At 69.6% G+C, this 20,518-nt stretch carries 15 protein-coding genes; 11 read left to right on the forward strand and 4 right to left on the reverse strand.

What is annotated here, in order from left to right:
* Positions 1 to 61 precede the first annotated feature (61 nt).
* The 4 genes from gcvH to AC0680_RS10240 all read left to right on the forward strand — a co-directional run bounded on the left by gcvH (position 62) and on the right by AC0680_RS10240 (position 5,109).
* On the forward strand, positions 62 to 439 hold the full coding sequence (gene gcvH / locus AC0680_RS10225) for a glycine cleavage system protein GcvH (RefSeq protein WP_478626502.1): 378 nt from the start codon (positions 62 to 64) through the stop codon (positions 437 to 439).
* Between the two features lie 28 nt (positions 440 to 467).
* A complete protein-coding gene (gene glyA / locus AC0680_RS10230; RefSeq protein ID WP_478626504.1) occupies positions 468 to 1,727 on the forward strand; it encodes a serine hydroxymethyltransferase in 1,260 nt (419 codons plus the stop codon).
* Between the two features lie 241 nt (positions 1,728 to 1,968).
* A complete protein-coding gene (locus AC0680_RS10235) occupies positions 1,969 to 3,621 on the forward strand; it encodes an APC family permease (protein ID WP_478626506.1) in 1,653 nt (550 codons plus the stop codon).
* 105 nt (positions 3,622 to 3,726) lie between these two features.
* Positions 3,727 to 5,109, forward strand: a complete 1,383-nt coding sequence (locus AC0680_RS10240; protein WP_478626508.1) for an L-serine ammonia-lyase — start codon at positions 3,727 to 3,729, stop codon at positions 5,107 to 5,109.
* 587 nt (positions 5,110 to 5,696) lie between these two features.
* On the opposite strand, the gene AC0680_RS10245 is transcribed toward AC0680_RS10240, so the two are convergent.
* Positions 5,697 to 6,854 (reverse strand): barstar family protein, encoded by a 1,158-nt coding sequence (locus tag AC0680_RS10245; RefSeq protein WP_478626509.1) that lies wholly within the window; start codon positions 6,852 to 6,854, stop codon positions 5,697 to 5,699.
* A gap of 93 nt (positions 6,855 to 6,947) precedes the next feature.
* Positions 6,948 to 10,475 carry an ALF repeat-containing protein gene (locus tag AC0680_RS10250; protein ID WP_478626511.1) on the reverse strand — a complete coding sequence of 1,176 codons (3,528 nt, stop codon included), beginning with the start codon at positions 10,473 to 10,475 and terminating at the stop codon, positions 6,948 to 6,950.
* A 368-nt stretch (positions 10,476 to 10,843) separates the two neighbouring features.
* Here AC0680_RS10250 and AC0680_RS10255 point away from each other — a divergent pair, with 368 nt between their 5' ends.
* The 7 genes from AC0680_RS10255 (at position 10,844) to AC0680_RS10285 (ending at position 19,296) form a co-directional block, all read left to right on the forward strand.
* Positions 10,844 to 11,377 carry a hypothetical protein gene (locus tag AC0680_RS10255; RefSeq protein WP_478626513.1) on the forward strand — a complete coding sequence of 178 codons (534 nt, stop codon included), beginning with the start codon at positions 10,844 to 10,846 and terminating at the stop codon, positions 11,375 to 11,377.
* 146 nt (positions 11,378 to 11,523) lie between these two features.
* Entirely contained in the window at positions 11,524 to 13,113 is a 1,590-nt protein-coding gene (locus AC0680_RS10260) for a S1 family peptidase (RefSeq protein WP_478626514.1), read from the forward strand.
* A gap of 312 nt (positions 13,114 to 13,425) precedes the next feature.
* Positions 13,426 to 15,102, forward strand: a complete 1,677-nt coding sequence (locus AC0680_RS10265; protein WP_478626515.1) for a lytic transglycosylase domain-containing protein — start codon at positions 13,426 to 13,428, stop codon at positions 15,100 to 15,102.
* A 55-nt stretch (positions 15,103 to 15,157) separates the two neighbouring features.
* Positions 15,158 to 17,002, forward strand: a complete 1,845-nt coding sequence (locus tag AC0680_RS10270) for a trypsin-like serine peptidase (protein ID WP_478626517.1) — start codon at positions 15,158 to 15,160, stop codon at positions 17,000 to 17,002.
* Between the two features lie 38 nt (positions 17,003 to 17,040).
* Positions 17,041 to 17,313, forward strand: a complete 273-nt coding sequence (locus AC0680_RS10275) for a DUF4328 domain-containing protein (RefSeq protein WP_478626519.1) — start codon at positions 17,041 to 17,043, stop codon at positions 17,311 to 17,313.
* A gap of 53 nt (positions 17,314 to 17,366) precedes the next feature.
* Positions 17,367 to 18,356 (forward strand): dTDP-glucose 4,6-dehydratase, encoded by a 990-nt coding sequence (rfbB, locus tag AC0680_RS10280; protein WP_478626520.1) that lies wholly within the window; start codon positions 17,367 to 17,369, stop codon positions 18,354 to 18,356.
* A 103-nt stretch (positions 18,357 to 18,459) separates the two neighbouring features.
* On the forward strand, positions 18,460 to 19,296 hold the full coding sequence (locus tag AC0680_RS10285; protein ID WP_478626521.1) for an aldo/keto reductase: 837 nt from the start codon (positions 18,460 to 18,462) through the stop codon (positions 19,294 to 19,296).
* Between the two features lie 34 nt (positions 19,297 to 19,330).
* On the opposite strand, the gene AC0680_RS10290 is transcribed toward AC0680_RS10285, so the two are convergent.
* Positions 19,331 to 19,642: a hypothetical protein gene (locus AC0680_RS10290; RefSeq protein WP_468974700.1), complete on the reverse strand. Its 312-nt coding sequence runs from the start codon at positions 19,640 to 19,642 to the stop codon at positions 19,331 to 19,333.
* Positions 19,643 to 19,780: 138 nt separating this feature from the next.
* The gene (locus tag AC0680_RS10295; protein ID WP_478626523.1) at positions 19,781 to 20,497 is read right to left on the reverse strand and encodes a phosphatase PAP2 family protein; all 717 of its coding nucleotides are present in this window, start codon (positions 20,495 to 20,497) and stop codon (positions 19,781 to 19,783) included.
* Between the last annotated feature and the right edge of the window lie 21 nt (positions 20,498 to 20,518).

Consider the following 20,518-nt stretch of genomic DNA (forward strand, 5'->3'; position numbering starts at 1 on the left):
ACTTCGCCCGGGGAGGCGCCCCCATGCACGATCACACCCTCGCGTACAGGAGAATCGAGCCATGAGCAACCCCCAGCAGCTGCGCTACAGCAAGGAGCACGAGTGGCTGACGGACGCCGTGGAGGGCGTCTCGACGGTCGGTATCACCGAGCACGCGGCCAACGCGCTCGGCGACGTGGTCTTCGTGGAGCTTCCCGCGGTCGGCTCGACGGTCACGGCGGGCGAGTCCTGCGGTGAGCTGGAGTCGACCAAGTCCGTCAGCGATCTCTACTCGCCCGTGGACGGCGAGATCGTCGAGGTCAACGAGGATGTCGTCGGCGACCCCTCGCTGGTGAACTCCGCCCCGTTCGAGGGCGGTTGGCTGTTCAAGGTGAAGGTCAGCGGCGAGCCGGAGGACCTGCTCTCGGCCGACGAGTACACCGCCTTCGCCGCCGGCTGATCCCGGACCCCTCTCCCCAGGAAGACTCATGTCGCTTCTCAACAGCTCCCTGCACGAGCTCGACCCCGACGTCGCCGCCGCCGTCGACGCCGAGCTGCACCGCCAGCAGTCCACCCTCGAAATGATCGCGTCGGAGAACTTCGCCCCCGTCGCCGTCATGGAGGCCCAGGGCTCCGTCCTCACCAACAAGTACGCCGAGGGCTACCCCGGCCGCCGCTACTACGGCGGCTGCGAGCACGTCGACGTGGTCGAGCAGATCGCGATCGACCGCATCAAGGCCCTCTTCGGCGCCGAGGCCGCCAACGTCCAGCCGCACTCCGGCGCACAGGCCAACGCCGCCGCCATGTTCGCCCTCATCAAGCCGGGCGACACCATCCTGGGCCTCAACCTCGCCCACGGCGGCCACCTCACCCACGGCATGAAGATCAACTTCAGCGGCAAGCTGTACAACGTCGTGCCGTACCACGTCGACGAGAAGACCAACCTGGTCGACATGGAGGAGGTCGAGCGCCTCGCCAAGGAGCACCGCCCCAAGCTGATCGTGGCCGGCTGGTCCGCCTACCCGCGCCAGCTGGACTTCGCGGCCTTCCGCCGGATCGCCGACGAGGTCGGCGCGTACCTCATGGTCGACATGGCGCACTTCGCCGGCCTGGTGGCCGCGGGTCTGCACCCCAACCCGGTGCCGCACGCCCACGTCGTGACCACCACCACCCACAAGACGCTCGGCGGCCCCCGCGGCGGCGTCATCCTGTCCACCCAGGAGCTCGCCAAGAAGATCAACTCCGCGGTCTTCCCCGGCCAGCAGGGCGGTCCGCTGGAGCACGTCATCGCGGCGAAGGCGGTCTCCTTCAAGGTCGCCGCCTCCGAGGACTTCAAGGAGCGCCAGCAGCGCACCCTCGAAGGCGCCAAGATCCTCGCCGAGCGCCTCGTCCAGGACGACGTCAAGCAGCACGGTGTCTCCGTCCTGTCCGGCGGCACCGACGTCCACCTCGTCCTGGTCGACCTGCGCGACTCCGAGCTCGACGGGCAGCAGGCCGAGGACCGCCTCCACGAGGTCGGCATCACCGTCAACCGCAACGCGATCCCCAACGACCCCCGTCCGCCGATGGTCACCTCCGGCCTGCGCATCGGCACCCCGGCCCTGGCCACCCGCGGCTTCACGGCCGAGGACTTCCGCGAGGTCGCCGACATCATCGCCGAGGCCCTCAAGCCCGCCTACGACGCCGAGGCCCTCAAGGCCCGGGTCACGGCGCTCGCGGAGAAGTACCCGCTGTACCCGTCGCTGTGACGCGTCTCATGCGGTGATCCTCCGCGCCGCCGGTCACCGGCGGCGCGGAGGCCGAACGGGCCGTGAGCCCGGGGCCGTTGGTCCCGGGCTCACCGTCTGCGTGCCCGCTCTTCTCCCTCCCTTCGCGAAATCACGTGGAAAATCCGGTGATTCGCGAGAAATAAGGTGGCCCACGGCAGATGGCAGCCGCCCCTCCTCCGTGAAGGGGGCACTTCTCGACGCAGGACGGACGACACATCCCATGGACATGAGCGCGGGCGAGCGCAAGGGGCTCAGCCTCTTCGCCCTCATCATGATCGGCATAGGCTCGATCTTCGGCTCCGGCTGGCTCTTCGGCGCCGGTGCCGCCGCCCAGGTGGCGGGCCCCGCGGCGCTGGTCGCATGGGTGATCGGCGCCGTCTTCATCGGCATGATCGCGATGTCCTACGCGGAGGTCGGCTCGGCCTACCCGATCCCCGGCGGCATGGCCCGCTACGGCCATCTCTCCCACGGGCCGGTGCTCGGCTTCCTCACCGGCTGGGCCGTGTGGATCGCGGTCGCCTCGCTCATCCCGATCGAGTCGATCGCCGCCACCCAGTACATGACGTCCTGGAGCTTCGGCTGGGCGAAGGGGCTGGTCGACCCGGCCACCCATCAGCTCACCCTCTCCGGCATCTGCACGGCACTGGCGCTGACCGTCGCCCTCTGGCTGACCTGCTACTGGTCGGTCCAGCTGCTGGCCCGTGCCAACACCGTGCTCACCCTGGTCAAGTTCGCCATCCCGGTGCTCGCCGTGCTGGCCCTGATCGGTTCCGGCTTCCACACCTCGAACTTCACCTCGCAGGGCGGGTTCGCCCCGTACGGCTGGCCGGCCGTGCTCACCGCCGTCACCACCTGCGGCGTGATCTTCGCCTTCAACGGCTTCCAGGCCGTGGTCAACCTCGGCGGGGCCGCCAGGAACCCGGGCCGGGCCATCCCGATCGCCCTGGTCGGCGCGCTCGCACTGGGCCTGGTGATCTATCTGGCGCTGCAGACCGCCTATCTCGGCTCCGTACCTCCCGAGCAGCTCCAGCGGGCCGGCGGCTGGCAGGGCGTGAACCTCAGCTCGCCGTTCGCCGACCTCGCCAAGCTGCTGATGCTGCACTGGGTGGTCACGCTGCTGCAGTTCGGCGCCTTCATCTCGCCGGCCGGCTCCAACATCGCCAATGTCGCCTCGGCCGCGTACATGGTGACCAATCTCGCCGAGACCGGCTTCTTCCCCAGGAAGCTGGCGGCCGTGCACCCGCGCTACGGCACCGCACGCCCCGCGATGTGGCTCAACCTCGGCTTCTCCGTCCTGCTGCTGCTCACCGTCGGCCGCAGCTGGCAGGCGCTGGCCGGGGTGGTCTCGGCGGCCATGGTCATCTCATATCTGATCGGCCCGATCGCGGTGGGCGTCCTGCGGCGGACCGAGCCGGACCTGCCGCGCCCCTTCCGGCTCCCCGCCGCCGGGTTCCTGTGCCCGCTCACCTTCACCTTCGCCGCCTGCGCCCTGTACTGGTCGAAGTGGCCGGACACCGGCAAGGTCGCCGTGCTGACGCTGGTGTCCGTGCCGATCGCGGCGCTGGTGCTGCGGCGCAAGGGCGAGACCCGGTTGTCACGGCAGTTCGCGCCGGCCTGGTGGATGGTCCTCTTCCTGGTCTGGATGGCGGCGCTGTCGGCGCTGGGCAGCCCGGACTTCGGCGGCCGTGGCATCATCCCCGGCGGCCTGGACATCGCCCTGGTCGCGCTCTCGGCCCCGGCCTTCTACTTCTGGGCCGTACGTGCCGGGGTCGGGGCCCGGGCGGCGGGCCTGACCGGCTCGTTCTCCGCCGCCGTATCCGTTCCGACACCCACTGCTACGCCCGAGGACCAACGCCCGATGGCTTCCGTCTGACGGCACCGCGCCGGGTCCGGGTTACGCTCGACAAACGGCGCAGAAACGCACCTCCTGCCCCATTGCTCCACCGTCCACCACGAGCAGACAAGGGAGTCCGCCACCGTGGCCATCTCCGTCTTCGACCTCTTCTCCATCGGCATCGGCCCCTCCAGCTCCCACACCGTCGGCCCCATGCGCGCCGCCCGGATGTTCGTCGGACGCCTCAAGAAGGACGGCCTGCTCGCCCAGACGGTCAAGGTGCGCGCCGAACTCTTCGGCTCCCTCGGCGCCACCGGCCACGGCCACGGCACCCCCAAGGCCGTCCTCCTCGGCCTGGAGGGCCACTCCCCGCGCACCGTGGACGTGGAGAGCGCCGACGACGAGGTGGAGCGCATCCGCACCACCAAGCGGCTGCGGCTGCTGGGCGCCGAGATAGGCGGCGCGCACGAGATCGACTTCGACGAGTCGACCGAACTGATCCTGCACCGCCGCCGCGCCCTGCCGTACCACGCCAACGGCATGACCCTCTACGCCTACGACGCCGCGGGCGCCCCGCTGCTGGAGAAGACGTACTACTCGGTGGGCGGCGGCTTCGTCGTGGACGAGGACGCGGTCGGCGAGGACCGCATCAAGCTCGACGACACCGTGCTGAAGTACCCCTTCCGCACCGGCGACGAGCTGCTGCGCCTGTCCCAGGAGACCGGCCTGTCCATCTCCGCGCTGATGCTGGAGAACGAGAAGGCCTGGCGCACCGAGGAGGAGATCCGGGCCGGGCTGCTGGAGATCTGGCAGGTCATGCAGGCCTGCGTGGCTCGCGGGATGTCCCGCGAGGGCATCCTGCCCGGCGGGCTGAAGGTCCGCCGCCGGGCCGCCACCGCCGCCCGCGCACTGCGCGCCGAGGGCGATGCGCCGGCCCACGCGATGGAGTGGGTCACCCTCTACGCCATGGCCGTCAACGAGGAGAACGCCGCCGGCGGCCGGGTCGTGACCGCCCCCACCAACGGCGCCGCCGGCATCATCCCGGCCGTCCTGCACTACTACCTCAACTTCGTGCCCGGCGCGGACGAGGACGGCATCGTCCGCTTCCTGCTCGCCGCCGGCGCCATCGGCATGCTCTTCAAGGAGAACGCCTCCATCTCCGGCGCCGAGGTCGGCTGCCAGGGCGAGGTCGGCTCCGCCTGCTCCATGGCCGCCGGCGGCCTGGCCGAGGTCCTCGGCGGCTCGGTGGAACAGGTCGAGAACGCCGCCGAGATCGGCATGGAGCACAACCTCGGCCTGACCTGCGACCCGGTCGGCGGTCTCGTCCAGATCCCCTGCATCGAACGCAACGGCATGGCCTCGGTCAAGGCCGTCACCGCCGCCCGCATGGCCCTGCGCGGCGACGGCCGCCACCACGTCTCCCTCGACAAGGTCATCAAGACCATGAAGGACACCGGCGCCGACATGAGCGTCAAGTACAAGGAGACCGCCCGCGGCGGGCTCGCGGTGAACATCATCGAGTGCTGAGGTCGCAGCTCGCTCGTAGGCCCTGACCAGCGTGTTTTCATTTCTCAGCGCTGGCAGGGCCTTCCCCGCTCACGCAGCACAAGTTCCCTGAAACCCCCGGGAAACCCGACCTGCCACGGCCCGTCCCATGAGAGGTCCTGGATGACCGTGACGCGAGCGCCTGGGGGCATGAAACCTGCTGACCCCGACGTGCGGCGCAAAGGCCTGCGCGAATTGCTGCGAGAAGTCGGCCCTTGACAGGACGGTACTCGGAGCGGCTGCGGTACACGTCGATGGGTTCACCTTCCGGCCCTTCCCGGGCGCCGTATACATAGCCGTCCTCACCACCACGTCATGGTGCCCCCAGCAAGAATCCTTCTTCCGGGGTTTTCCGAGCGATTCTCGAACTCCCGGAAATATTGCAGACATCGAACGGCTTTGACCTCCGACATCGCGATACCCACGGCCATTGCCCACCGGCGTCTTCCCGCACACGGTGCAGCCCTCCAGCCTTCATGAGGCCGGAGGGCTGATTCAGGGACCATGGCGATCACGACGATCGCTGCAACGGATCCCGGAAAAGTACCTGGAGCAGCGACGGAGCCGGCCTACTGGAGAATCACCGTGACGCCATAGCGTTCAAGGAGTTCCACGATCTCCTCGACGTAGGAGTTCTGTCCGTCCGGGTGGTTCACGACCCCGGCCAACGACCGTCGTGCGATGTCCACGTCGTGCCAGATGAGCGTGAAGGGCGGTACCACACCGAACCCGCCGTGCAGGCAGTCGTTGAGCGCCTGCCAACCCCCACCGTAATAGCCACCGGGTCCTTGGAGTGCTTCGCCCATGGCGCAGTGCAAGCCGGGTACATCCGTGACGAATGTGCCGTCGAGGTGGTAGGTACCGCCTACCTCGTCGCTACCCCGGCTACTCCCGGTGTGGAATGCAAGGCCAAGCCACGCAGTCCTGCCCTCCGAGGTGTACTGAGCCCACTGATTGGGCGCACTGGGGACCCCCGAGTACCAGGCCTCCCAGACCGGGCGGGCAAGCAGCGGCGGCGAGCTCTCCACACCGTCGGCGAGGGAGAGGTCGATCAGGTCGTCCCCGAGGGCCGACGGGCCTGATCCGGTGACGCTCAGGTAGAGACGCCGACTCGCCATCGGCCGGCCCGTGCGGTCCAGCGCCCAGAGTTCGGCCCAACGCTCCTCCGACGTGCGAAGCGCGACGAGCAGTTCCTCCGTGGGCTCGCAGCCGGTGATTTCCATAGGCGTCTCTGCGGGGCCGGGCCGTTCCATGCGCAGACCGTCGACCCCCTTGCAGGTGCCCAGGGAATCGTTACCGTTGAGCAGCTCGTACCGCGGCGAAGCGGGCAGCTCGACGGGCCACTCCTCCGACTCTTCCACGCCGGCCTCGACGATGACGTCGACCAGCGCAGGATCGCTTTCGGACGGGCGGTGGGAGACGACAACGACATCGACCAGTCCCCACCACTCCACCGGGCGCTCGGCATTCGAGATTTCGACACACAGGTCGCCCACCTCGCCGGCCGACCCTCCGGGTTGATCCACAGCGTCACGCAGCGGGCCGGTCGGCGCACACCCGAGGAACGTCAGTCGTTCCCTCGGCAGCGGCTCGGCGTCCACGAACAGGCCCTCGACATCGGCGCACCGCCCCCACAACTGCTCGTTGCCGCCGCCGTCCTCGACCACCAGGAGGTATTTCAGCGGAACGCTTCGGTCCCAGCTCCAGTGACCGTTCTCGACCTGCACACATCCTCCTAAACCATAAACAGCTGATGATTTGATGAATATACCTCGAAGAGAACCCGCCAAGACAATTCTCGGCGGGGCTCTTTGATGGAACTACCCTCGGGGCGTATACGGATAGATCTTGGTGTAGTCGTGTTGGTCGACCCAGCCGATGTCTCCGTACTTATTCACGAGAATGCGATACCGGTTTCCGCCTCCTTCGATGTCATAGATATCTGCCCCGCCCCATTTCCGCGCGATCGAACCCGGCGTTTTGGGGCGCACTGTGAACGTATCCGGATCCCCGTTTTCATCGAGACGCACCGGTCGGCCCTTGGCGATGTCCTCGACACCATCGTGGATGATCTTTGGCGTCTCCTGCGGCTTCTTGGACCTGCCGCCCTTCCCACGGGCCTCGCGCAGCGCCCTGCCCAGGCCGTCGTTGATGCGACTTATGCCGTCGGCCGTACCGAACGCGCCGCCGACCACCAGAGTGGAGCTGGCGGCAACGGCCGGGGCTCCAGCCAGGCAGCCGACTCCGGTGATGCACAGGGCACCGCCCGCAATGTCGCCGGACGCTCCGACTCCCATCGCGAGAAGGCCGCCGAGAGTTTCGGCGCTCCCTGCCCAGATATCGGGTTCGGTGAAGATGGCCTCCGCATAGTTGCCGACGGCGTTGAGGCCGTCGACGAATGTGTCGGCGCCGTCCTTCACCCAGCCGGGGATCCAGCTGTCGTCCTGGGCGGCGGCTTTCGCGGCCGCGCTGGCGCGTGCCTTCTTCACAGCTTCCTGGAACCTCCGCCGCCGCTCCTCCTCCTGCTTCTTCTTGGCGAGAGCAGTCGTGTAGGCCTCTGTCGCTGCCTTGTTGGCGGCGCCGGAGTCCTTTCCGGCGGCGGTGGCCGATGCACGTGCCCGGTTTGCGGCGCTCCAGGCTTCGTCAGCGGACCAACGTGCTCGGTCAGTTGAATCCTGTGCGCGGTTGGCGGACTCGACGGCTTCGGTTGCGGCCTCCATGGCGTCGGCCTGGGCCTTGCGGGCGGTCTTTGCCGACTCCCTGGCCTGGGCGGCGGAGGCTTCGGCTTCGTTTGCGGACTTCTTGGCCTGGGCGGCGTAGCGCTTGGCTTCGGTCTCCGAGTTCTTGGCCTGCTTGGCGTACTTGTCGGCTTCCGTGGCGGCCTTGTCCGCAAGGGCGGCAGCGCGGGCGGCTTCCGCGGCGTGCTTCTGGGCGGTCGCGGCGGCGCCGGCGCCTTCGGCGATGAGGTGCTGCACATCCGCGACATGAGTAGCGGTCAGCTTGTCCCTGCGGGCTGCCTGGTACTGCCCGTTCTGGATGAAGGCGTGCATCAGCTCGGGCGGCCCGGCCTGGGCGATCTCGACGGCGGCCTTGACCTCGGGACCGCCGACGCTCTTCAGCTGCACGGCACGGACCTGCTCGTCGGCCTTACGGGCCGTGTACTGGCCTTCGGTGAGGAACTCGGCGAGTTTCACGGGTGACTCGCTGTCCAAGGCGGTCCGGGCGGCCTTCTTGACCTCCGGTCCGCCGATGCTGGAGATCTGTACCACGCGCACTTGGTAGTCGGCGGCTGCGGCCTGGTGCGCGCCGGTGGTGAGGAAGTCGTGTACCTGTTGGGCGTCGCCCTCCAGCGCCTTTTGGGCGGCTTTGCGGACGGCGGCCGACTTGGGGTCTTCCGCAAGGCGTTCCACGCGGGCGCGTTCGTCCTGCTCCTGGGCTTCGTGCAGGCCGCTCTGCAGGTACCTCCGGATGTCCGTGTCCGAACCGGCGAGCGCCACCTCGGCAGCGGTGTGGTTCCAGGGGCTGCCGGTCTTCATGAGACCGAGTGCGACCTTGCGGCCCTTGACCGCCAGCTCCTTGACATCGGCGCCGGGATTGGCGGCCTCGGCCGACAGGCGCCTGGCCTCGGCGTCGAGGTCCTTGACCTCCTTGGCAGCGCGGGCCTGTGCGGCCTTGCGCTCGTCGTCCGCTTCTTTGAGTTCGGTGGCCTTCTCGACTCCGGCCGCGGTGCGGGTCTTGAGCTCCTCGGCCTCGACCTTGCGGGCCAGGTCGTATGTGGAGCGCGCCTTGTTGACCGCGTCGGTGGCCTCGTCGGCGGCTTCCTTGGCTGCCTTGGTGTGCCGCTTGGCTTCTGTCGCGGCCTTGCCGGCTTCGCCGGCGTGCTTGGCCGCCTTCTCGGCCTCGTCCGCCGCCGCATCGGCGTGCTCGGCTGCCTTGTTGGCCGCGTCCCTGGCCTCATATGCCGCGCGGGAAGCCTGGTTGGCGAGGCTGGAGGCCTGGTTGGCGGCGCGGGTCGCCTCGTGGGCCTGGCGACGGGCAGTGGCGGCGGCCTGCTTGGCCCGTCGGGCCTGTATGCCGGCCTGGTCGGTGTACCCACTGGCCTCGCTTGCCGCATCCGCGGCCGCGTTGGCGTGCGCCCCGGCAGTGGCAGCCGCGTGGGCCGCGACACCGGCCTGGGCGGCGGCTTCGCCTGCCTGCTGGGCGGCGTCGGCCGCTGCGTGAGCGCCCTTGGCGGCCTCGCGTGCCCGCTGGGCGGCCTGGCGCGCGGCCGATGCCTTGCCGGCGTCCGATGCCGCGTCCGCCGCGTGGATGCGTGCCACCGATGCCGCCGTGGCGGCGCTGGCCGCGGCGGAGGCGGCCTGGGAGGCGGCACTGGCCGCGATACGGGCCGACCTGTTGGCTGCCTGGGCGGCGTTGATGGCCTGCTGGGCGGCGTGGGCGGCGCCCCGTGCCGCGTCCGCGGCCCGACCGGCGGCATTCGCCGCGCGGACGGAGTCCTTCTTGGCCGCCGCGGTCTCCTTGGCGGCTCGCTGCGCAGCCTCCTTGGCCAGCTTGGCAGCCTCCACCGCACGGGCCGAGGCGTTCTTGGCCGCCTGCGTCTCCCGTTTGGCCTGCGCGCCGGCCTCCTTGGCCCGCTGCGCCAGCTGCGCCACCGTCGCGCGTTCCTGATCGCGCGAACGGGCCACGTACTGGCCGACGTTCAAGAACTCCCGGACTTCCTCGACGGAGCCGTCGAGGACGGACTGGGCGGCCTTCTTGGTCGCCGGGCCGCCGATGCTCATGATCTGGACCAGCCGCACCCGCTGGTCGGCCTCTTCGGCGGTGTACTGACCGTCGGTGAGGAACTTCCGGACGTCCTGGCTGGAGCCGTCCAGCGCGGCCCGCCCGGCTTCCTGGACCTTCGGCCCGCCGACGCTCATGATCTGGGCGACCCGGACCCGCTGGTCCATCTCCAGCGGCGTCTTCCAACCGTCCTTGAGGAAGCTACGCAGCTCCTGCGGAGTGCCGTCCAGGGCCTTCCGCGCCGCGGCACGCACCTTCTCCCCACCCACGGAGGAGATCTGAACGGCGGCGACCTGCTCGTCACCCCGCTCGGCGAGATCCTTCTCCGAGTCCAGGAAACGGCGTACGTCCGCGTCGCTCCCCATGAGCGCGGCCTCAGCCGCCGCCCTGACGCCCGGCCCGCCGTCTCTCCACGCCGCTACGACGCGACCCCGGTCGGTCTCTGGAATCGGACTGACGAATCCTGCACCGCCCTCTGTGCTCTTGTCCGTGGCAACTGCCGTGCTGGGCCCGACAATTCCCGCCATGAGTGCGAGCGGCAGGGCGCCCGCACTCATGCCTTTCATGCCACGCGACCAGGACTTCCCCGCTCTGCATGAGCGGTCACTGCGCCTCACGAAGCAAACCCTTCTCGTTGATTGTTGACCGCCATTAATGGCGCGGCATGCGTATGCGGCTCGATCGACGCTCAGGTCAAGGAAATTGGCAGGTTCAGCGCTGCCCCAGAAGGTCGATGTCGGGAGCCGTACGCCTGCCCACTCCGGGATATCAGAAGGCCATGGTTGTGCTGAAATCGGGCATCGTTCTCGATTCGTTACATGGCGGGTGTTGATGGACTTGCATCAGTTCATAGGTGATAAGTTTCGTTCGCCCTAAATCCGGGCAATACACGCGGCCATCACTGTCACCGCACACCGTCGGGAAGGAATCTCTGGTGATACATCGCGCACGCACAGCGCTGCTCGCCGGCGTTATAGGCACTGCGACAGTCCTCGCGGGAACCGCCACCATCGCGGTTGCCCAGGCGGCCCAATCGCCCGTGAAAGCCGCTGCTCAGCAGGCATCAGCCGGTGACACGCCGCCGTCCGCGGTGGAGGACTTCGCCTACCCGAACGCTGCGCAGCTCCTGAAGGAGAAGGGCATCAAGCTCGTCCGGGGAGACGGCCACATCGTGTTGAGCGAGTGCGTCGATGCCAACATTCTGGTGCGGACGACGAGCACCAGCGCCGACAATTTCAAGTACTGCTTCAAGGCCACAGGGAAGAAGGGTTACCTCACCCTGGAGGTTCCCGAAGTATTCTCCGTCGACTCCAAGGGCCCGGCTTTCCAAGCCACCGTCACCTCCGAGGGCAAGAAGAAGACGGTGCATGTGGACGAGGGCGCCTCGAAGCCCGTCGGAACGGGTGATATCAGCCCGGGTGCGAGCGGAAAGCCGGCTGTTCTGGTCGAGCTGCGCGTCAACGGGTAACCGAGCGGCCTCCCCGATCAATTCGATCGGTGAGCCACAGCCGTCCGGCGGCGGTGGACCGGTCGAGGCGGGCCACTCCAACCCCAGCTCTCTTTCTGTGAATTAGGAAACAAAACGTGTTCAACAGACGTCCTCGCACAGCGTGGGTGACCGGTCTTCTTGCCGCGGCCGTCACGGCCGGCACGGTGACCGCCGCCTCCCCGGCCCAGGCCCTGGACAGCGGTAGCATCAAGAACAGCGCCTACGCCTTCGCCGCCAAGCTCGATATCGGTGGCGGCAAGCGGAGTTGCTCCGGCGCGCTGGTCGACAAGCAGTGGGTGCTCACCGCCGCCAGCTGTTTCACGGACGACCCCGACAAGGGTTTCAAGGTCTCCGAGGGCGCGCCCAAGTGGAAGACGACCGCCACGGTCGGCAGCACCGATCTCACGAAGCCGGCCGGCACGGTCTCCGATGTCGTCGAGCTGGTCCCCTATGAGGGGCGTGACCTGCTGATGGCGAAACTCGCCACGCCGGTCGCCGGTGTCACCCCCGTGGCCATCGGGACCGGCGCGCCCAGGCCGGGCGAGGAGTTGAAGGTCGCGGGCTTCGGGCGTACCAAGACCACGTGGGTGCCCGACCGATTGGGCGGTTCCTCCTTCACCGTGGACGCGGTGCAGGACGGTTCGGTCTCCATCAGCCCCAAGGCCGCTGCGGACGGCGCCGTGTGCAAGGGGGACACCGGTGGTCCGGCACTGCGCGAGACCTCCGGGCGGGTGGAGTTGATCGGTGTCAACAGCACGTCCTGGCAGGGCGGGTGTCTGGGGACCGATCCGTCGGAGACCCGTAAGGGCGCGGTGGACACCCGTGTGGACGACCTCAGCACATGGATTCAGAAGGTCAGTTACCGGGCTGTCTTCCCCAAGGCTCCCTGGAGCAAGGCGACCCATATCGCCTCGGGGTACTTCACCGGTGGCTCGGCCGGCGGCAAGCGCCACATGGACCTGATCGTCCGCTGGACCGACTCCGAGGTCACGCTCTACCAAGGCGGGGACGACAAGGATCCGTCCCATCCGTTCGTCGCCGAGTACCAGCTGGGCAAGCCGCTGAAGCAGGACCCGAAGACCAACTGGCAGTACGTCAAGGAAATGACCGGCGCCGGCTTCGGTGAGGGGACGGACGGGCTGGTGGTGCGCTGGGCCGACAGTGAGATGACGCAGTACACCCACGTGGACGCCAAGGGCCTCCACAACGAGAAGAAGCTCGTCGCACCGGTCAAGAAGGGCCCGTGGACACACGCCAAGCAGATGACCGCCGGCCGGTACACGGCCAATGCGCAGCGCGATGACCTCCTGGTCGTCTGGGACGACGGCCGGGTCACCCTGCACCCCGACCTGAACGCCAACGGCCTGGCGGACAAGGCGAGGAAGACGCTGGTCAAGAACAGCACGACCTGGCCCTACGCCACGCAGATCGCCGCCGGCGAGTTCACCGGGAAGAAGACCGCGGATCTGCTGGTGCGCTGGGTCGACGGCGAGACCACCATCTATCCGGGTGTCGACGCCGCGGGACTCCACGGTGAGATCGAGATCCGGCCGAAGAAGTCGCCGTGGATCAACGCCACGGTGGTGGCCGCCGGGGCATTCGTCGCCAACGAACGGCCCAACGACGTCCTGGTCCGGTGGAAGGACGGCTCGCTCGGTCTCTACCCGGGCGTGGACGCCGCCGGGACCCACGGAGAAGTCAAGCTGACCGGCTGAACCGACCGTTGCCAGGTCCGGCCGACCAGCACGGCCCTCGGCCGGACCTTCCCCGGGCCCGCGGCAACGACGTCCGACCTCCCTTGGGTCCGCCTCCTGCCGCGATCACCACGTGTCCCCCTGCCTTCTCCCGTATCCCCTTTGACATCGAGGACCTGCTCACCCGTGAAGATGCCGCCTTCCCTGTCGTCCGTCTGCTCCGTGCGGCTGGCGCCCCGCGTGCGTCAGGGGCTGTGTGTCTGTGCGCTGGCTGCCGGCCTGACCGCCGGCTCCGCGCTCAGCCCGCTGCAGGTTGCCGGACCGTCAAGTGCCGTGGCCACCGATACCGGCACCGTCCCCGGCGCCGACGCCAAGCAGGCGCAGCCCCGCGGCGTACCCGACCTCAGTCCGCCCGGCTCACAGGGTCAGCGTGAGGACCGGGCCGGGCAGGAAACGGGGACAGGGACGGGAACGGGAACGAAGTCCGAGGGGACCATGGGCATACCCGCCAGCGCCCTCGACGCCTACAAGAAGGCCGAGCGGACGCTGGGCGGTGCCCGGCCGTCGTGTCATGTTTCCTGGCAGCTTGTGGCGGGCATCGGCCGTGTCGAGTCCGTGCACGCCTCCGGTTATGGCCTGCGTTCCGACGGGTCGACCGCGAAGCCGATCCGCGGCCCGCGCCTGGACGGTGAGCAGTTCGCCCTGATGCGTGACACGGACGGGGGCCGGTGGGACGGGGACGCTGAGTTCGACCGTGCCATCGGTCCGATGCAGTTCATCCCCTCCACCTGGGCGGCCCGGGGAGCCGACGGTAACGGCGACGGCTTCAACGACCCCAGCAACATCTACGACGCCGCCCTCGCCACCGGTCACTACCTCTGTTCAGGCGGCCGCGACCTGAATCGTCCGGCCGACCTCGACAAGGCCATCCTGAGCTACAACAACTCCCGTGCATACGTGGCCGCCGTACGGGACTGGATGCGCACGTACCAAGGCGGCGAGGTCACCGCGATACCGGACGACGCCCCCACCGCTCCGCACCACCCCGACCCCGCGGACGCCCGGCTACCAGCCACCACGTCACCGCGCCCTGTCGCCCACGCTCAGCCCCGCCCCCGGCAGGGACGGGCATCCGGCGCACCGTCAACTCCGCATCACACACCACCGGTTACCACGAGCCGTCCGGATCGCAAGCCCGCCAAGAGGCCCGATCCCGCACCCGACCCCCACCGCAGTGACCACCGCACGGCCACCCGCCTCCAACGCGTCGGAACCGAGAGCCTGGGAGACCGGACGGCGGACGAGGCGTTCGGACGAGGTCCGCAGGCGAGCGCCTTCGACGCCCACGGACACCCGGTGCCCGGCGCCAACGTGAGGTACGGCATCACAGGCACCGGCGGGGCGCACTTCGCCGACCGCGCCACGACCGCGACGGTCACCACGGACCGCCGGGGCGTCGCCACCTCGCCCGCTCTGCGGGCCGGCAACCGGCCCGGACGTGTCACCGTTACCGCCGCTTTTCCCGGGGAGCGGAATTCGGTCACCGTCTCCTTCACCGCGACCGTCCGGCAAGCGACCGCGGCCACCGCCGATCGTCTGGCACTCCTCGGCCCCAAGCTGCCGGTCGGCGGCCCGCAGGCGGACATCAGCAGCCGGTTCTTCGTACTCCCTCAGACCCGAGTGACGGCACACGACAAGCCCGTCCCAGGCATCCGTCTCACCGCCACCCTGCTCACCAGCACTGGCGACGAGGAGGAGAAGAACGGAGCGGACAAAGAGAGCACTGTCGGCCCCTACTTCAAGGACAAGCACGGTGCCCCCGTCCGCACTCTCCTTCTCCCCAGCACCGACACCGAAGGCCGACTAACCCTCCCGCCGCTCTTCACCGACGAGCACCCCGGGACCTACACGCTCCGCCTCGCCACCCCCGAGGGGACCGCCCTGAACATCCCCCTCACCGTCGGTGAGCGCACCTCCACAACGAGGGCCTTGCCCCACGCAGCCTCCTAGTTGCCCGTTTCTGCTGCCAACCGGCAACGGAAGCTTCATGAGACGAACGAGACACATGAGACGAATACCTTGGGCGCGCGCCGCGGCCCTGGGCCTGTGCGCCGCAATCCCCTTCACCGCCCCCGCGTCGGCCGCGCCGCCCCCCGGCAGTGCACCGAAACCCTCGAAGACCGCCACGCCGGAAGAGATCCGGCAGGCCCGGGAGGCCGAGCGTTACTGGACCCTGGAACGCATCCGCACCGCGGTCCCCGTCGACGGCGCGGACAGCGTCCAGCACAGCCCGGAGGACGGCCAGCAGAGCGCCCCCAAGCCGCCCGGCGGCCGGCAGAAGCGCTCCCTCCAGGAACCCAGCCACGCCATCGACGAGGGCATGGCCACCGTCGGTGTCTTCCTGATCCGCAACGACAAGGACGAGGCGACCCCCAACCAGTTCTGCACCGCCGCTTCGGTGGCCTCACCGACCAAGAGCCTCGCCATCACGGCAGCGCACTGCCTCAAGAGATCCTCCGGCCGCAACATCGCCTTCGTTCCCGGCTATCGGGCCGGCGGCTCGTCGGCGGGCCAGGCGGGCGAGACCCCGTACGGGATCTTCCCCGTCAAGCCCGGCAAGATCTGGATCGACGGCCGCTATCTGCGGGCGACACCCGACGATGACGTCGACTTCGCGTTCCTGCGCGTGGGCCCCAACGCCCAGGGACAACTCCTGGAGGACGCCACCGGCCGCGGCAACACCCTCACCAAGGTGAACTCCGCCAACCTCGCTCGCCAGAGCGTCTCGGTCGCCGGATACCCCGGCGGCCAGAAGACCCCGTTGCGGTGCACCCACAACACCACCGCGTTCCAGGGCCGGTTCATGGAAATCAAGTGCGACGGCTTCCGGGCCGGCGTCAGCGGCGGACCGTTCCTGGAGAACTTCGACGGCGTCCGCGGCAACCTGGTCGGCGTCATCGGCGGCTACAAGACCGGTGGAGCATACGACCACACCTCCTACACCTCCCAGTTCGACGACGACGTCTTCCGCCTCTACCACCAGGCCATCAGTGACGCACCCGCGGACACCGGCTCCGGCGCTTCGATGGGCACTTCCGGCACCTGGTCGCACGCCAGAGGCATGACCACCGGCCGCTTCCACACGGCGTCCGTACGCAACAACACCAGCGACCTGATCGTGCGCTGGTCCGACGGCGAGGTCTCCCTCTACCCCGGCAACGGCAGGTACGGCTTCGGCAAGGACATCCGGCTCGTCAAGGACAAGAACTGGGAGCAGGCACGCCAGATCACTGCCGGCGACTTCACCGGCAACGGCAGCGACGACCTCCTCGTCCGCTGGGCCAACGGCCGAGTGACGCTCTACAAAGACGTCAACGAAACCAACAAGCTGAAGAACGCGGTTCAGCTGCGGGGTCCCAACGACACCTGGACCCATGCCGTCGCGATGACCGCCGGCCGTTTCGGCGGGGGCAACACGCGCAGCGACGACGTCGCCGTGGTCTGGACCGACGGTGAGGTGACGCTCTACCCCAATGTCGACGCCAAGGGCCTGCACGGCGAGCGACAGCTCACGCCGCCCAACCGCACCTGGCCCTACGCCCGGGACCTCGCGGCAGGCAACTTCCGTTCAACCTCGGGCGACCAGGACCTCTTCGTCCGCTGGGTCGACGGCGAAGTCACCGCCTACGAAGACCTCGTCCGCAACGGTATAGGCAAGCGACGCAAGGAACACCGACTCCGGCCCCACGCCTCGCCTTGGCGCAAGGCCACCCTGGCCACCGTCGGCGCCTTCGGCGGCTCCGACCGCCAGGACGACATCGTCACCCTCTGGGCCGGAGGCAAACTCACCGTGCGCCCCGACAGCACCACAGCATCGATGGGCCCCGAACGCGTCCTCGTCAGTCAATAGACAGACCACGGAGGTTCGCTACTCCAACCGTCACCGACTTGTTCGCGCTGCGGCAGGGGAACCGCTCGTACCAGCTGGTCGGCAGACTCATCGACGACGTCGGCTCCGCGACCTCGCGGGAGATCAACGAAGCGGACAGTCTGTACCAGGCGTCCGGGATCTTTCAGGCCGCGGCTACGCTCGCGACCGCCGTGGTCTTCATCGCCTGGTTCCACCGGACCCGGGTCAACGCCGAGGTCCTCGCCCCCCGATTACCGATCGAAGAAGCGCGGCTGGGCGATCCCGCGGTCGGCGGCGAGGGGAACGGCTGAGCCCGAGAAGGGCGGTGCCGGCGCCGATCGGCGAGGAAGGAACGGTGGGAGGCATGGCGCAGCGGGTTCTCGTCACGGGCGGAGCCGGTTTCATCGGATCGAACTATGTGCGCTCGCTCCTGGGCGGGGCGTATCCGGGGTGGGAGAACGCCGAGGTCACCGTCCTGGACAAGCTCACCTACGCGGGCAACCCGGCCAACCTGGCGCCGGTCGCGGGCCGGCACACGTTCGTGCACGGTGACATCTGCGACGCCGGACTGCTCGCGTCGCTGGTCCCCGGCCACCGGGTGGTGATCAACTTCGCGGCGGAATCGCACGTCGACCGCTCCATCGCCCGTGCGGACGAGTTCGTGCGGACCAATGTGCAGGGTGTCCAGACGCTGATGCGGGCGTGCCTCGACGCGGGCGTGGAACGGGTCGTGCAGATATCCACCGACGAGGTCTACGGGAGCATCGACGAGGGCTCCTGGGACGAGTCGGCACCACTGGCGCCCAACTCGCCCTATGCGGCCGCCAAGGCGGGCGGCGACCTGATCGCCCTCGCCTACGCCCGCACCCACGGCCTGCCGGTGTCGATCACGCGCTGCGGCAACAACTACGGGCCGTACCAGTATCCGGAGAAGATCATCCCGTTCTTCGTGACCAGCCTGCTCGACGGGGGGTCGGTGCCGCTCTACGGGGACGGGCGCAACGTCCGCGACTGGATCCATGTGGACGACCACTGCCGGGGCGTCCACACCGTCGTCGAGCACGGCCGGCCCGGGGAGGTCTACCACATCGCGGGCACCGCCGAGCTGACCAACAACGCGCTGACCGGGCGCCTGCTGAAGGCGGTCGGCGCCGACTGGGGCCGCGTCGAGCGGGTCGCCGACCGGCTGGGCCACGACCGCCGCTACTCCCTGTCGGACGCCAGGCTGCGCGGCCTCGGCTACGCGCCCGGCGTCTCGTTCGAGGACGGCCTCGCCGCCACCGTCCAGTGGTACGTCGACCGGCGCGACTGGTGGGAACCGCTCAGCGGACCCCGCAAGGACGCCGTGGCGTAAGCGGACCGGCACACGAGCCGTGATCGCCGTTCAACAGGGTTGCTACCGTGGGCGGTTGACGCTGTGATCACGAACGACCGCAAGCGAGGGGCAGAACCGACCCATGGCATCAAGCACGTTCAGCATCGGCGGCGAGCGCACCGTTCGGCGGCTGGGGTTCGGGGCGATGCGCCTGCCCACCGCTCCCGGGCCGGCCCGGGAGGCCTCCATCGCCGTGGCGCGGCGCGCCGTGGAGCTGGGTGTCACGCTGATCGACACCGCGCATCTGTACGGGTGGGGTGCCAACGAGGAGCTGCTCGCCGAGGCGCTGCACCCCTACCCGGACGACCTGCTCGTCGCGACGAAGGTCGGGATCGCGCCACCGACCGCCGACCGCGAGGCGGCGGCCCACGGCCGGCCGGAGTTCCTGCGGGAGCAGGTCGACGAGGGCCTGCGCCGGCTGCGGGTCGAGCGCCTCGAACTCCTCCAGCTCCACCGCATCGATCCGGAGGTGCCGCTCGCCGACCAGCTCGGGGCGCTGCGGGAGCTCCAGGTCCAGGGGAAGATCGGCCACCTGGGGTTGTCCGAGGTCACCGTCTCCGAGCTCGAGGAGGCCCGGAAGATCATCGACGTGGTGAGCGTGCAGAACCGGTACAGCATGCTCGACCGCGAGCACGAGGCCGTCCTCGACGCCTGTGACGCGGCGGGCATCGCCTTCCTGCCCTGGCGGCCGGTCCACCCCTCGACGACCTCGGCGGCCGACGAGATCGCCGCGGTGGCGGCCGAACTCGGCGCCACCGCGGCACAGGTCTCGCTCGCCTGGCTGCTCGAGCGTTCACCGGTCGTGCTGCCGATCCCCGGCACCGGCTCGATCGACCACCTGGAGGAGAACATCGCCGCGGCCGACCTGCGGATGACCAAGGATCAGTGGCAGCGGCTCGACCGGCTCCGGCCGCGGTGAGCAACGCCGCGCCGGCCATCCGGCCGAGGGCGGCCTACCTGCCGATCTCCCAGGCGAAGGGCGGGAGTTCGCGGGCCCTGGAGTAGATGTCCAGGGCGTGGTGCGCGGGGACGAACGGGTGGACACGGGCGCCTTCGAGGCCGGCCAGGAGGCGGGCGCAGTGCTGGACGCAGCCGGCCACCTCCTTTCCGTGCCGGTCGACGATGGTGGCGGCGTCGTGCGGCCCCTCGCACGGGGCGGGATCCTTGGCGGCGGCGGCCGGGCAGCGGCGGTGGCGGCGTGCGGGCGGCGCGGCGCTCTCGCCGGCCGGCGGGTGCGGGATGGCGGCGTCGAACGGCTGGTTCATGCGCATGTCCCCCTGGTGGTGCGGCGGTACGGGCCGTGGCGGTGCCGGTGGCGCGATCGCGTCGGTCCCGGCTCCCAGGACAGTGGTGCTCGGTGCGGGTGGCGTCCATGCCGCCTTGGGGAAGACCTGGACCGATCGTCAGCTATTCATGGGAATGCCGGGCGGCGGCGGGTCCCTTCGGCCGGCCGGGCGGGGGACGGCGTACGGCTCCAGCAGCAGGGCGAGGGCGAGCAGGGCGGCGGCCAGGAACCAGCCCGCTAGGACGTCGACGGGCCAGTGGACGCCCAGGTAGACGCGGGTGAGGCCGACTCCGGCGGCCCAGACGGCGAGCACCGCGCACCAGGTGCGGGCGACCGCGGGGCGGGCGCGGCGCGCGATGCCCCAGGCCAGGATCCCGGCCACCAGCGCCGCGGTGGTGGCGTGGCCCGAGGGGAAGGCGTAACCGGAAGCGGCCTGGGCCCAGTCGGTGACCGGTGGGCGGGGCCGGATGAGCAGCCGCATCAGGCCGAAACGGATCGCCTGGCCCACGGCGAGGACGACGACGGCGTACGCGACCGCACGGATCCGGCCGAGCCCGCCCCGGCCGGCCAGCAGCCCCCCGAGCACGGCGGCCAGATACGGGATCGGGCCGCTCCCGGTGTCCGTCAGCGCACGGGCCAGCGACAGCGCCGGCTCCCCGTGGTGCGCCACGGACCAGCGGACGGCGGTCCGTTCGGGGGCGAAGGGGGCGCCGTGCTGCACGGAGACGGTGACGGCCGCGGCGGCGAAGAGCGCCGCGCAGACCGCGGCGAAGGCGAGCAGCGGGCCGGTACGGGGGCGCGGGCCCGGTACCGGACGCGGTTCCGGCTCCGCCACCGGACCCCGCCCCGACGCCGT

The sequence above is a fragment of the Streptomyces sp. NPDC043738 genome, from assembly GCF_056436545.1.

What these genes read in the sequence shown, in the direction of transcription:
- gcvH (WP_478626502.1), top strand. Translation starts at nt 62, where the DNA reads ATGAGCAACCCCCAGCAGCTGCGCTACAGCAAGGAGCACGAGTGGCTG.
- glyA (WP_478626504.1), top strand. Translation starts at nt 468, where the DNA reads ATGTCGCTTCTCAACAGCTCCCTGCACGAGCTCGACCCCGACGTCGCC.
- AC0680_RS10235 (WP_478626506.1), top strand. Translation starts at nt 1,969, where the DNA reads ATGGACATGAGCGCGGGCGAGCGCAAGGGGCTCAGCCTCTTCGCCCTC.
- AC0680_RS10250 (WP_478626511.1), bottom strand. Translation starts at nt 10,475, where the DNA reads ATGAAAGGCATGAGTGCGGGCGCCCTGCCGCTCGCACTCATGGCGGGA.
- AC0680_RS10270 (WP_478626517.1), top strand. Translation starts at nt 15,158, where the DNA reads ATGAGACGAATACCTTGGGCGCGCGCCGCGGCCCTGGGCCTGTGCGCC.
- rfbB (WP_478626520.1), top strand. Translation starts at nt 17,367, where the DNA reads ATGGCGCAGCGGGTTCTCGTCACGGGCGGAGCCGGTTTCATCGGATCG.
- AC0680_RS10285 (WP_478626521.1), top strand. Translation starts at nt 18,460, where the DNA reads ATGGCATCAAGCACGTTCAGCATCGGCGGCGAGCGCACCGTTCGGCGG.
- AC0680_RS10290 (WP_468974700.1), bottom strand. Translation starts at nt 19,642, where the DNA reads ATGAACCAGCCGTTCGACGCCGCCATCCCGCACCCGCCGGCCGGCGAG.